Raw genomic sequence first — 12241 nt, 5'->3', positions numbered from 1 at the left:
CCATGACTATCAAAGCCATCAACGTACGCAACCAGTTCAAAGGCACCATCAAGGAAATCGTCGAAGGCGACGTGCTGTCGGAAATCGACGTGCAGACCGCGTCGGGCATCGTCACGTCGGTCATCACTACCCGCTCGGTCAAGGAGCTGGAACTGGCGATCGGCAGCGAAGTGATTGCCTTCGTCAAATCCACCGAGGTGTCTATCGCCAAGTTGTGAGCGATGCGTCACCCGCAGCCCCGGACGGCGTGAGCCCTTCGGGGCTTTTTGGTTTTTTGGCAGCTTGTGAATTAGCGTTGGTGAAGCTGGAGGGGGACTTTGTGGCGAGGGGATTTATCCCCGCTGGGCTGCGAAGCGGCCCCAAACCAGGCAACTCGATGTGCCAGGAAGATGAGTTCACTGCTTTAGGGCTGCTGCGCAGCCCAACGGGGCGGTGCGACGTTTCGCTAAATCCCCTCGCCACATGGATCAGGGCGCTTCACGCTTGGGCAGATACGGCGGCAGGTACAACCCCAGGTACGCATCGAACACCCGCATGCCTTCTTCGGCCATGCGCGGGGTGATCTGGCCGTGTTGTTGTACCGAGCGGGCGTAGACGCGGTCGCCCAGTTCCATGGCCAGGGCGAATACGTCGACGTCTTTGGGCAAGCTCGGCAGCTCGAAATGGTGGTTGAACACCTTATGCATCAGGTCGCCCAGCTCGAGGTCGTGCTGGCGGTCGGCCTGGATGACTTCGGTCAGGCCGTGCTGGGCCAGGATCAGTTGGCGAGCGGCGGCGTCCTGGCTGTAGATGGTGAGCATGCGCTGCTCCACCAGCCGTGACAGGTCGTGCCAGTGGTTCAACGCCGCATGATCAATCGGTGCTTGCAGGCCGGCGCGAAAGGCGGCGTGGATGTCGGCGGTCAGGGCTTCGAGCAGGGCCGGGACGCTGGCGAAGAAGTGGTACACGGAAGAGGGCGGGATCCCGGCGCGCTCGGCGACGCTGTAGATCGACAGGCTGGCCACACCTTCGGCGGCAAGCAGCGTACGGGCGGCATCAAGAATGGTGTCGATCCGGGCCTGGCTGCGTGCGCGGGGTTTGCGGGGGGTGGCGATGCGCGTCATGGACGTCTCCTGCGGGGCTGCCGGGCATTGTACGAGTCGGGTCCTGTGTTGTCTTCCCGGCCCTCATCGCGGGCAAGCCTTGCTCCCACAGAGCAATACATTGTGAATCAGACCAAATGATCACAAAGCCCCCCTGTGGGAGCTTTGTGAATGAGACCAAATGATCACGAAGAACCCCTGTGGGAGCTGAGCTTGCTCGCGATCCGCCGAAGGCGGCCATCCCCCCAGATACAAAAAAACGCCGCAGGCCATAAGGCCTGCGGCGTTTCTTGTTTACCGCAACCGCTTACACGGTATGCAGGTACCAGTTGTACTCGAGGTCGGAGATGGAGTGTTCGAACTCCTCCAGCTCGCTTTCCTTGCAGGCCACGAATATATCGATGTATTTCGGGTCGATGTACTTGGCCATGACTTCGCTGTCGTCCAGCTCGCGCAGGGCATCGCGCAAGTTGTTCGGCAGGCTTTGCTCGTTCTGCTCGTAGCTGTTGCCTTCCACCGGCGCACCGGGCTCGATCTTGTTGGTCAGGCCATGGTGTACGCCCGCCAGCACGGCGGCCATCAGCAGGTACGGGTTGGCATCGGCGCCGGCGACGCGGTGTTCCAGGCGCACGGCATCGGCCGAACCGGTAGGGACGCGCAAGGCCACGGTGCGGTTGTCCAGGCCCCAGGTCGGCGAGTTCGGCACGTAGAACTGTGCGCCGAAACGACGGTAGGAGTTGACGTTAGGGCAGAGGAAAGCCATCTGCGCGGGCAGGGTCTCGAGCACACCGCCGATCGCGTGACGCAGTGCGGCGTTCTGCTCGGGATCCTCGCTGGCAAAAATATTCTTGCCATCTTTATCAAGAATCGAGATGTGGACGTGCAGACCATTACCCGCCTGGCCCGGATAAGGCTTGGCCATGAAGGTGGTGTCCATTTCATGGTCGTAGGCGATGTTCTTGATCAGACGCTTGAGCAGGACCGCATAGTCGCAGGCCTTGATCGGATCGGCCACGTGGTGCAGGTTCACTTCGAACTGCGCCGGGGCACTTTCCTTGACGATGGCGTCGGCGGGAATGCCTTGCTCCTTGGCCCCTTCCAGAATGTCCTGGAGGCAATCGACGTATTCGTCGAGGTCATCGATCAGGTAGACCTGGGTCGAGTGCGGGCGTTTGCCGGAGATCGGCGAGCGAGGCGGTTGTGGGCGTCCATTCACGTTCTCCTGGTCGATCAGGTAGAACTCCAGCTCGAATGCGGCGCAGATAGTCAGGCCCAGTTCATCGAACTTGGTCACGACTTGGCGCAGGACTTCACGCGGGTCGGCGAAGAAAGGCTCGCCTTCGAGTTCGTGCATGGTCATCAACAGTTGCGCAGTGGGGCGCTTCTGCCAAGGCTCGTTGCACAGGGTGTCAGGGATTGGATAGCAGATCCGGTCGGCATCGCCGATGTCCAGACCCAGGCCGGTGCTTTCCACCGTAGAGCCGTTGATATCCAGGGCAAATAAAGAGGCCGGCAGGTTGATGCCTTTCTCGTAAACCTTGTGGAGGCTGGTGCGTTCTATGCGCTTGCCGCGCACCACACCATTCATATCCGCAATCAGAAGGTCAACGTACAGAACCTCAGGATGTTCCTTAAGGAACGCGTTCGCTTCGTTAAGCTGAACGGCACGCGGGGGTACCGACATGATGCAACACCTTTGTTGTTAAAAATATCAATCATTGATCTCTTCGAAAGCCAGTCAACCCGAACGGCATGCCGAAGTCAAGCAGGGCCTTTTTTGCCCTAAAAAAGCACCTTCAAGGCTTTTTTGAGGCAATTTAGGGCGTTTTTTTCCCTTTAAGGGTCTTGGCGCCCGCGGGCTTGAGCGGGCCGTGTTGTATTTTTTACGGGGGTGTTGTGTAAAAAAATGAACAAGGCTAAGCTCGATTCAAACCCATAACAGCAATAATACCGGGGTGCTTCATGTCTCGCCTGCCGTTAATCGGCGTCACCACCTGCTCCAGGCAGATTGGTCTGCATGCTTATCACATCAGTGGCGATAAATATTCCCGGGCTGTCGCGACAGCCGCCAAGGGCCTGCCAGTGCTGCTTCCGTCCCTGGCGGATCTGTTCCCGCCGTCCGATATTCTGGACGCCCTGGACGGTATTCTCTTTACCGGCTCTCCTTCCAATGTAGAACCTTTTCATTACCAGGGCCCGGCCAGTGCGCCAGGCACTGCTCATGATCCTGCACGGGACGCCACCACCCTGCCGCTGATCCGCGCCGCTGTTGATGCGGGCATCCCGTTGCTGGGCATTTGCCGAGGTTTCCAGGAGATGAACGTAGCCTTTGGCGGCAGCCTGCATCAGAAAGTTCACGAAGTCGGAACCTTCATCGATCATCGTGAAGACGATACTCAAGCGGTGGATGTCCAATACGGTCCTGCCCACGCCGTGCATATCCAGCCTGGCGGTGTACTGGCAGGCCTGGGGCTGCCCCAGCTAATGGAGGTCAACTCGATCCACAGCCAAGGCATCGAGCGCCTGGCACCTGGGTTGCGAGCCGAAGCGGTGGCCCCCGACGGCCTGATCGAGGCTGTTTCGGTGCCAGAAGGCAAGGCTTTTGCTTTAGGTGTGCAATGGCACCCCGAATGGGAGGTAAGCTCTAACCCGCACTACCTTGCGATTTTCCAGGCATTTGGCGATGCCTGCCGAGCAAGGGCAGCACAACGCGACGCCGATGCGTCAAACAACGCCTGACGACTAATAGCAGTCAGGAAACTCACGCCTAGAGGCATTTATGAGTAACAACCTCGACCAGCTCACCGATTGGTTGAAAGACCACAAGATCACAGAAGTCGAATGCATGATTGGCGACCTCACCGGTATCACCCGGGGCAAGATCTCGCCGACCAACAAGTTCATCGCCGAGAAAGGCATGCGCCTGCCCGAGAGCGTTCTGCTCCAGACCGTGACGGGCGACTATGTCGAAGACGACATCTATTACGAACTGCTCGACCCTGCCGACATCGACATGATCTGCCGCCCGGACGAGAACGCAGTATTCCTTGTGCCCTGGGCCATCGAGCCCACAGCCCAGGTCATCCACGACGCCTACGACAAGCAGGGCAACCCCATCGAGCTGTCGCCGCGCAACGTGCTCAAGAAAGTACTCAAGCTCTACGCCGACAAGGGTTGGCAGCCGATCGTCGCACCGGAAATGGAGTTCTACCTGACCAAGCGCAGCGACGACCCGGACTTTCCGCTGCAACCGCCCGTTGGCCGCTCCGGCCGCCCGGAAACCGGCCGGCAGTCTTTCTCGATCGAAGCGGCCAACGAATTCGACCCGCTGTTCGAAGACGTCTACGACTGGTGCGAACTGCAGGAGCTGGACCTCGATACCCTGATCCACGAGGACGGCACGGCGCAGATGGAAATCAATTTCCGTCATGGCGATGCCCTGTCCCTGGCCGACCAGATCCTGGTGTTCAAGCGCACTATGCGCGAAGCGGCACTCAAGCACGACGTGGCTGCCACCTTCATGGCCAAGCCCATGACCGGCGAGCCGGGCAGTGCGATGCACTTGCACCAGAGCATCATCGACAAGGAAACCGGCAAGAACGTCTTCTCCAATGAAGACGGGACCATGAGCGATCTGTTCCTGCACCACATCGGTGGCCTGCAGAAATTCATCCCCGAGCTGTTGCCGCTGTTCGCCCCCAACGTCAACTCGTTCCGCCGCTTCCTGCCGGACACGTCGGCGCCGGTGAACGTGGAGTGGGGCGAAGAGAACCGCACCGTGGGCTTGCGCGTGCCGGATGCCGGGCCGCAGAACCGTCGGGTGGAAAACCGCTTGCCGGGCGCCGATGCCAACCCGTACCTGGCGATTGCCGCCAGCCTGCTGTGTGGCTTCATCGGTATGGTCGAAGGCATCAACCCGAGCGCGCCGGTGGTGGGCCGAGGCTACGAACGCCGCAACCTGCGTTTGCCGCTGACCATCGAAGACGCCCTGGAACGCATGGAAAACAGCACCACCATCGAGAAATACCTGGGCAAGAAATTCATCACAGGCTACGTCGCGGTCAAGCGGGCCGAGCATGAAAACTTCAAGCGCGTGATCAGTTCGTGGGAGCGGGAATTCCTGCTCTTTGCCGTCTGAAGCGCCGGGCGGGGCTGCTTCAGGCAGCTTCGCCCTCACCGATAACAGGAGAATTGGCATGACCCGCAATAACCCGCAAACCCGTGAATGGCAGGCCCTGAGCAACGATCACCACCTGGCGCCGTTCAGCGACTTCAAGCAGCTCAAAGAGAAAGGCCCGCGCATCATCACTCACGCCAAGGGCGTCTACCTCTGGGACAGTGAAGGCAACAAGATCCTCGACGGCATGGCCGGCCTCTGGTGCGTGGCTGTCGGTTATGGCCGCGAGGAACTGGCCGACGCCGCCAGCCAACAGATGCGCGAGCTGCCGTACTACAACCTGTTCTTCCAGACCGCCCACCCGCCGGTGCTGGAATTGTCCAAAGCCATCGCCGACATCGCCCCTGAAGGCATGAACCACGTGTTCTTCACCGGCTCCGGCTCCGAGGGCAACGACACCATGCTGCGGATGGTCCGCCACTATTGGGCGATCAAGGGCCAACCGAACAAGAAAGTCATCATCAGCCGCAAGAACGGTTATCACGGTTCGACCGTGGCCGGCGCGAGCCTGGGCGGCATGACCTATATGCATGAACAGGGCGACTTGCCGATCCCGGGCATTGTCCACATCGCCCAGCCTTATTGGTTCGGCGAAGGCGGCGACATGAGCCCCGAAGAGTTCGGCGTGTGGGCGGCCAACCAGTTGGAAGAAAAGATCCTGGAGCTCGGCGTGGACAACGTCGGTGCCTTCATCGCCGAGCCGATCCAGGGCGCCGGCGGCGTGATCGTGCCGCCGGACAGCTACTGGCCGCGCATGAAGGAAATCCTCGCCAAGTACGACATCCTGTTCGTGGCCGACGAAGTGATCTGTGGCTTCGGCCGTACCGGTGAGTGGTTCGGTACCGACCATTACGGGTTGAAACCGCACATGATGACCATCGCCAAGGGCCTGACCTCCGGCTACATCCCCATGGGCGGGCTGATCGTGCGTGACGACGTGGTCGCGGTGCTCAACGAAGGCGGCGACTTCAACCACGGGTTTACCTATTCCGGTCACCCGGTGGCCGCGGCAGTGGCCCTGGAAAACATCCGCATCCTGCGCGACGAAAAAATCATCGAGCGCGTCCATGCTGAAACGGCACCCTATTTGCAGCAGCGTTTGCGGGAACTGAACGATCATCCGCTGGTGGGTGAAGTGCGCGGTGTCGGTTTGCTGGGGGCGATCGAGCTGGTTCAGGACAAGGCCACGCGCAAGCGCTACGAAGGCAAGGGCGTGGGCATGATCTGCCGGCAGTTCTGCTTCGATAACGGGCTGATCATGCGCGCGGTGGGCGACACCATGATCATTGCGCCGCCGCTGGTGATCAGCAAGGCCGAGATCGATGAATTGGTGACCAAGGCGCGGCAGTGCCTGGACCTGACGCTCAGTGCGTTGCAAGGCTAAGTGCTAGGCTCTGAGCGAGGTGCCTGCAAGGGCCTCGCCCAGCGAGAATAAAAGGCTGGGCTTGTGTTGAAAGCCTGGCCTGTACCTTGCCAGACTACCGACCGTTCAAGTTGCCCGCGAGCTGGCTACTGAACTGTGGCTAAGAAGAATAACTGGAGCATTTTTTCATGAAGGCATTAGGTATGAAGATAGCTGGCAAGACCCTCCTCGCCATGTCCCTGATGGGCGTGATGGCGGGCGCTGTTCAGGCGGACGACAAAGTGCTGCACGTCTATAACTGGTCCGACTACATTGCGCCGGACACCGTCGCCAAGTTCGAGAAAGAGTCGGGGATCAAAGTCGTCTACGACGTGTTCGATAGCAACGAAACCCTGGAAGCCAAGTTGCTGGCCGGCAAATCCGGTTACGACATCGTGGTGCCGTCGAACAACTTCCTGGCCAAGCAGATCAAGGCCGGGGTCTACCAGAAACTCGACAAGTCCAAGTTGCCCAACTGGAAAAACCTGAACACCGACCTGCTCAAGGCCGTTTCCGTGAGCGACCCGGGTAACGAACACGCCTTCCCGTACATGTGGGGTTCGATCGGCATTGGTTTCAACGCCGAGAAGGTCAAGGCCGCGCTGGGTGCCGACGCACCGACCAACTCGTGGGACCTGCTGTTCAAACCGGAAAACGCGGCCAAGCTGAAAGCCTGTGGCATCAGCTTCCTCGACTCGCCGACCGAGATGATCCCGGTGGCACTGCACTACCTGGGCTACCCGACCGACAGCCAGGACAAGAAACAACTGGCTGAAGCCGAGGCACTGTTCCTCAAGATCCGTCCTTCGATCGGCTACTTCCACTCCTCCAAGTACATCTCCGACCTGGCCAACGGCAACATCTGCGTAGCGGTCGGCTACTCGGGCGACATCTACCAGGCCAAGTCCCGCGCGGCCGAAGCCGGCGGCAAGGTTAAAGTCAGCTACAACATTCCGAAGGAAGGTGCTGGCAGCTTCTTCGACATGGTCGCCATCCCCAAGGATGCCGAGAACGTCGAGGGTGCCTACAAGTTCATGACCTTCCTGCATAAGCCGGAAATCATGGCTGAAATCACCGACACCGTGAGCTTCCCGAACGGCAACGCGGCCTCCACGCCGCTGGTCAGCAAGGAAATCACCAGCGATCCGGGCATCTACCCGCCGGCAGACGTGCAAGCCAAGCTTTACGCGATTGCCGACCTGCCCGCCGCGACCCAGCGGATCATGACCCGCAGCTGGACCAAGATCAAATCCGGTAAATAAGCCGGCCTGAAGCATCCTCCTGTTGTCGCTGCCATCGCGGCGGCGGCAACAGGAGCAATTAAATAACTAAAAGTTTTGCTGGATCGGTTTATCGAGGGTAAGTTGCGCGCCGGTTTTGTTGCAGGGCCTCTCTTGGCCAAGTAACGGGGGCAACTTGGGCCCAACTATTTAAGAGGACCTCCACGTGCCAGTCTTTTCTTTGTTACGTAACGCCTTGCTGGTCGGTGCCGGCCTGACGCTCGCCGTCAGCGTCCAGGCCGCCTCCACCGTGCATATTTATAATTGGTCGGACTACATCGGCGAGACCACCCTGGCGGATTTCGAAAAAGCCACTGGCATCAAGCCGGTGTATGACGTGTTCGACTCCAACGAAACCCTGGAAGGCAAGTTGCTGGCCGGGCGTACCGGTTATGACGTGGTGGTGCCGTCCAACCACTTCCTGGGCAAGCAGATCAAGGCCGGGGCGTTCCAGAAGCTCGACAAGGCGCAGTTGCCCAACTACGCCAACCTCGACCCTGTGCTGCTCAAACGCCTGGAAAAGAACGACCCGGGCAACCAGTACGCCGTGCCTTACCTATGGGGCACCAACGGCATTGGCTACAACGTCGAGAAGATCAAGGCAGTCCTGGGCGTCGACAAGATCGATTCGTGGGCCATGCTGTTCGAGCCGGAAAACATCAAGAAGCTGTCCAGCTGCGGTGTTTCGTTCCTCGACTCGGGCGACGAGATGATCCCGGCGATGCTCAATTACCTGGGCCTGAACCCCAACAGCGAAGACCCTGAAGACTACAAGAAGGCCGAGGCTCAGCTCCTCAAGATCCGGCCTTACGTGACCTACTTCAACTCCTCCAAGTACATCTCCGACCTGGCCAATGGCGAGATCTGCGTGGCCGCCGGTTTCTCCGGTGACATCTTCCAGGCCCGTGAACGCGCCAGCGAAGCCGGCAAGGGCGTCGAAATCGCCTACGTGATCCCCAAGGAAGGCGGCAACCTCTGGTTCGACATGCTGGCGATCCCGCGTGACGCCACCAACGTCAAGCAAGCGCACGCGTTCATCAACTATGTGCTCAAGCCTGAGGTGATTGCCCAGGTCAGCGACGTTGTCGGTTATGCCAACCCGAACCCGAAGGCTGGCGAGCTGATGGATCAGAAAGTACGCACCGACGAAGCGGTTTACCCACCGCAAGCGGTCGTCGACAAGCTCTACGTCAACTCCGAGTTGCCGCCCAAGATCCAACGACTCATGACCCGCAGCTGGACCAAGGTCAAGTCGGGTAAATAACGTCAACACTCTTAGGTTCGTCCACGTGGGGCGAACTGCAAATTCTGTGGGAGTTTCGTAAATGGCAGTTGCCTCCGGCGCCTATAAGAAAGCCCTCGAGGGCGACCAGACACCCAAGCAGGTGTTGGTCAAAATCGACCGGGTCACGAAAAAGTTCGACGAGACGATTGCCGTGGACGATGTGTCCCTGGAAATCAAGAAAGGCGAGATATTTGCCTTGCTCGGCGGTTCGGGATCGGGCAAATCCACCTTGCTGCGCATGCTGGCCGGTTTCGAGCGGCCCACCGAGGGACGGATTTTCCTCGATGGCGTGGACATCACCGACATGCCGCCTTACGAGCGGCCGATCAACATGATGTTCCAGTCCTACGCTTTGTTCCCCCACATGACTGTGGCGCAGAACATCGCCTTCGGCCTGCAGCAGGACAAGATCCCGAAAGCCGAGGTCGATGCCCGCGTGGCTGAAATGCTCAAGCTGGTGCAGATGAGCCAATACGCCAAGCGCAAGCCGCACCAGCTCTCCGGCGGCCAGCGTCAACGCGTGGCCCTGGCCCGTTCCCTGGCCAAGCGCCCGAAGCTGTTGTTGCTCGACGAGCCAATGGGCGCCCTGGACAAGAAGCTGCGCTCGCAAATGCAGCTTGAGCTGGTGGAGATCATCGAGCGGGTCGGCGTGACCTGCGTCATGGTGACCCACGACCAGGAAGAGGCCATGACCATGGCCGAACGCATCGCGATCATGCACCTGGGCTGGATCGCCCAGATCGGCAGCCCGATCGACATCTACGAAACCCCGACCAGCCGGCTGGTCTGCGAGTTCATTGGCAACGTCAACATCTTCGAGACCGAAGTGGTGGACGACGCCGAAGGCCACGCGGTGCTGACCTGCAAGGACCTGGACCGCAACATCTACGTGGGCCACGGCATCAGCACCTCGGTGCAGGACAAGTCCGTGACCTACGCCATTCGCCCGGAAAAGCTGCTGGTCACGTCCGAGCAGCCGACCTGTGAGCACAACTGGTCCAGCGGCAAGGTCCATGACATCGCCTACCTGGGCGGCCACTCGGTGTTCTACGTCGAGTTGCCGAGTGGCAAGCTGGTGCAGTCCTTCGTCGCCAACGCCGAACGCCGTGGCCAGCGTCCGACCTGGGGCGACCAGGTGTTCGTCTGGTGGGAAGACGACAGCGGCGTGGTGCTTCGCTCATGAACCTGCGCAAACTCAAACGCCGACTCGATCGAATAACTCCCGGTGGCCGCCAACTGGTCATCGGGGTGCCCTTCATCTGGCTGTTCCTGTTCTTCATGCTGCCGTTCTTCATCGTCCTGAAGATCAGCTTCGCCGAAGCCGACGTCGCCATTCCGCCGTACACCGAGATCTACAGCTACGTCGACCAGAAGCTGCAGGTGCTGCTCAACCTCGCCAACTACGCGATGCTGAGCGAGGACGAGCTGTACATCGCCGCCTACCTAGGCTCGCTGAAGATGGCGCTGATCAGCACCGTCCTGTGCTTGCTGATCGGTTATCCGATGGCCTATGGCATCGCCAATGCGCGCAAAGAGATGCAGACGGTGCTGGTGCTGCTGATCATGATGCCGACCTGGACCGCGATTTTGATCCGGGTCTACGCGTGGATGGGGATCCTCAGCAACAACGGCCTGCTCAACGGCTTTTTGCTGAGCATGGGGTGGATCAGCGAACCGCTGCAGATCCTCAACACCAACCTGGCGGTGTATATCGGGGTCGTCTACTCCTATCTGCCGTTCATGATCCTGCCGTTGTATGCCAACCTGGTGAAGCACGACTCCAGCTTGCTGGAGGCCGCGTCGGACCTGGGTTCGAGTACCTTCAACAGCTTCTGGAAAATCACCGTGCCGCTGTCCAAGAACGGCATCGTCGCCGGCTGCATGCTGGTGTTCATCCCCGTGGTGGGCGAGTTTGTGATTCCGGAATTGCTGGGTGGTCCGGAAACCCTGATGATCGGCAAAGTGCTGTGGCAGGAATTCTTCAATAACCGAGACTGGCCGGTGGCATCCGCCCTGGCGGTGGTGATGCTGGCGATCCTGATCGTGCCCATCATCCTGTTCAACCGCAGTCAGGCCAAAGAAATGGAGGGCAAGGAATGAAGCGCTTCAGTTTTTCAAGCCTGATGCTGGTGCTGGGTTTTATGTTCATCTACGCGCCGATGTTGATCCTGGTGATCTACTCGTTCAACGCCTCGAAACTGGTGACGGTGTGGGGCGGCTGGTCGATCAAGTGGTACGTCGGCCTGCTGGACAACAGCCAGCTGATGGGGTCGGTGGTGCGCTCGCTGGAGATCGCCTGCTACACGGCGATTGCCGCGGTGGCCCTGGGTACGCTGGCGGCTTTCGTGCTGACCCGCATCACCCACTTCAAGGGCCGCACGCTGTTCGGCGGCCTGGTCACCGCGCCGTTGGTGATGCCGGAAGTCATCACTGGCCTGTCGCTGTTGCTGCTGTTCGTGGCCATGGCCCAGATGATCGGCTGGCCCCAGGAGCGTGGCATCGTCACGATCTGGATTGCCCACACGACGTTCTGCGCGGCCTATGTGGCGGTGGTGGTCTCGGCACGCTTGCGTGAGCTGGACCTGTCCATCGAAGAGGCGGCCATGGACCTCGGTGCGCGGCCGTGGAAGGTGTTCTTCCTGATCACCATCCCGATGATCGCGCCGTCACTGGCGGCGGGGGGCATGATGTCGTTCGCATTGTCTCTGGATGACCTGGTACTGGCGAGCTTCGTCTCCGGTCCCGGCTCGACGACCTTGCCGATGGAAGTCTTCTCGGCGGTGCGCCTGGGGGTGAAACCGGAAATCAACGCCGTGGCGAGCCTGATCCTGCTGGCGGTGTCACTGGTGACTTTCCTGGTCTGGTACTTCAGCCGCCGCGCCGAAGAGAATCGCAAGCGCGCGATCCAGCAAGCCATCGAAGAAAGCGCCGCCGACTCCTGGAAACAACCGGAAGTACGCCGGCCCGAGACCTCGCCGGTCTGAATCTGTGGGAGCGGGCTTGCTCGCGAAAGCG

Annotated in this window: 11 protein-coding genes; 9 read left to right on the top strand and 2 right to left on the bottom strand. The window is 59.9% G+C overall.

The window, feature by feature from the left end; all coding sequences use genetic code 11:
- The first annotated feature begins 2 nt into the window (after positions 1-2).
- Positions 3-218, top strand: coding sequence for a molybdopterin-binding protein (locus CFII68_RS08285; protein ID WP_003177394.1), 216 nt, complete (start codon positions 3-5; stop codon positions 216-218).
- Positions 219-467: 249 nt separating this feature from the next.
- Here the strand turns inward: CFII68_RS08285 and CFII68_RS08290 are convergent, their stop codons facing one another.
- Complete coding sequence (locus tag CFII68_RS08290; protein WP_018610580.1) at positions 468-1103, bottom strand: TetR/AcrR family transcriptional regulator; 636 nt, start codon at positions 1101-1103, stop codon at positions 468-470.
- A gap of 286 nt (positions 1104-1389) precedes the next feature.
- Positions 1390-2766, bottom strand: coding sequence for a glutamine synthetase family protein (locus CFII68_RS08295; RefSeq protein ID WP_003177396.1), 1377 nt, complete (start codon positions 2764-2766; stop codon positions 1390-1392).
- 278 nt (positions 2767-3044) lie between these two features.
- On the opposite strand from CFII68_RS08295, the gene CFII68_RS08300 reads away from it, so the two are divergent.
- The 8 genes from CFII68_RS08300 (at position 3045) to CFII68_RS08335 (ending at position 12210) form a co-directional block, all read left to right on the top strand.
- Positions 3045-3821: a gamma-glutamyl-gamma-aminobutyrate hydrolase family protein gene (locus CFII68_RS08300; RefSeq protein ID WP_018610577.1), complete on the top strand. Its 777-nt coding sequence runs from the start codon at positions 3045-3047 to the stop codon at positions 3819-3821.
- 40 nt (positions 3822-3861) lie between these two features.
- On the top strand, positions 3862-5220 hold the full coding sequence (locus tag CFII68_RS08305) for a glutamine synthetase family protein (RefSeq protein ID WP_018610575.1): 1359 nt from the start codon (positions 3862-3864) through the stop codon (positions 5218-5220).
- 58 nt (positions 5221-5278) lie between these two features.
- Positions 5279-6643 (top strand): aspartate aminotransferase family protein, encoded by a 1365-nt coding sequence (locus CFII68_RS08310; RefSeq protein WP_018610573.1) that lies wholly within the window; start codon positions 5279-5281, stop codon positions 6641-6643.
- Between the two features lie 182 nt (positions 6644-6825).
- Positions 6826-7923, top strand: coding sequence for a polyamine ABC transporter substrate-binding protein (locus CFII68_RS08315; RefSeq protein WP_018610571.1), 1098 nt, complete (start codon positions 6826-6828; stop codon positions 7921-7923).
- A gap of 184 nt (positions 7924-8107) precedes the next feature.
- Positions 8108-9205, top strand: coding sequence for a polyamine ABC transporter substrate-binding protein (locus tag CFII68_RS08320; protein WP_018610569.1), 1098 nt, complete (start codon positions 8108-8110; stop codon positions 9203-9205).
- Between the two features lie 61 nt (positions 9206-9266).
- On the top strand, positions 9267-10409 hold the full coding sequence (locus CFII68_RS08325; protein WP_014340741.1) for an ABC transporter ATP-binding protein: 1143 nt from the start codon (positions 9267-9269) through the stop codon (positions 10407-10409).
- Positions 10406-11326: an ABC transporter permease subunit gene (locus CFII68_RS08330; RefSeq protein WP_018610566.1), complete on the top strand. Its 921-nt coding sequence runs from the start codon at positions 10406-10408 to the stop codon at positions 11324-11326. Before CFII68_RS08325 ends, CFII68_RS08330 begins: the two co-directional genes overlap by 4 nt.
- Positions 11323-12210, top strand: coding sequence for an ABC transporter permease subunit (locus CFII68_RS08335; protein WP_018610564.1), 888 nt, complete (start codon positions 11323-11325; stop codon positions 12208-12210). The genes CFII68_RS08330 and CFII68_RS08335 overlap by 4 nt, the downstream gene beginning before the upstream one ends.
- The last annotated feature ends 31 nt before the right edge of the window (positions 12211-12241 follow it).

Origin of the sequence: Pseudomonas sp. CFII68, from assembly GCF_000416195.1 — a bacterium.
Classification (GTDB): Bacteria; Pseudomonadota; Gammaproteobacteria; order Pseudomonadales; family Pseudomonadaceae; genus Aquipseudomonas; species Aquipseudomonas kilonensis.
Note: the sequence above shows the minus strand (reverse complement) of the source record. Positions and strands in the feature narration are given on the sequence as shown.

Coding starts and splice junctions, on each gene's coding strand:
- CFII68_RS08285 (WP_003177394.1), top strand. CDS start 3: ATGACTATCAAAGCCATCAACGTACGCAACCAGTTCAAAGGCACCATC.
- CFII68_RS08290 (WP_018610580.1), bottom strand. CDS start 1,103: ATGACGCGCATCGCCACCCCCCGCAAACCCCGCGCACGCAGCCAGGCC.
- CFII68_RS08295 (WP_003177396.1), bottom strand. CDS start 2,766: ATGTCGGTACCCCCGCGTGCCGTTCAGCTTAACGAAGCGAACGCGTTC.
- CFII68_RS08300 (WP_018610577.1), top strand. CDS start 3,045: ATGTCTCGCCTGCCGTTAATCGGCGTCACCACCTGCTCCAGGCAGATT.
- CFII68_RS08305 (WP_018610575.1), top strand. CDS start 3,862: ATGAGTAACAACCTCGACCAGCTCACCGATTGGTTGAAAGACCACAAG.
- CFII68_RS08310 (WP_018610573.1), top strand. CDS start 5,279: ATGACCCGCAATAACCCGCAAACCCGTGAATGGCAGGCCCTGAGCAAC.
- CFII68_RS08315 (WP_018610571.1), top strand. CDS start 6,826: ATGAAGATAGCTGGCAAGACCCTCCTCGCCATGTCCCTGATGGGCGTG.
- CFII68_RS08325 (WP_014340741.1), top strand. CDS start 9,267: ATGGCAGTTGCCTCCGGCGCCTATAAGAAAGCCCTCGAGGGCGACCAG.
- CFII68_RS08330 (WP_018610566.1), top strand. CDS start 10,406: ATGAACCTGCGCAAACTCAAACGCCGACTCGATCGAATAACTCCCGGT.
- CFII68_RS08335 (WP_018610564.1), top strand. CDS start 11,323: ATGAAGCGCTTCAGTTTTTCAAGCCTGATGCTGGTGCTGGGTTTTATG.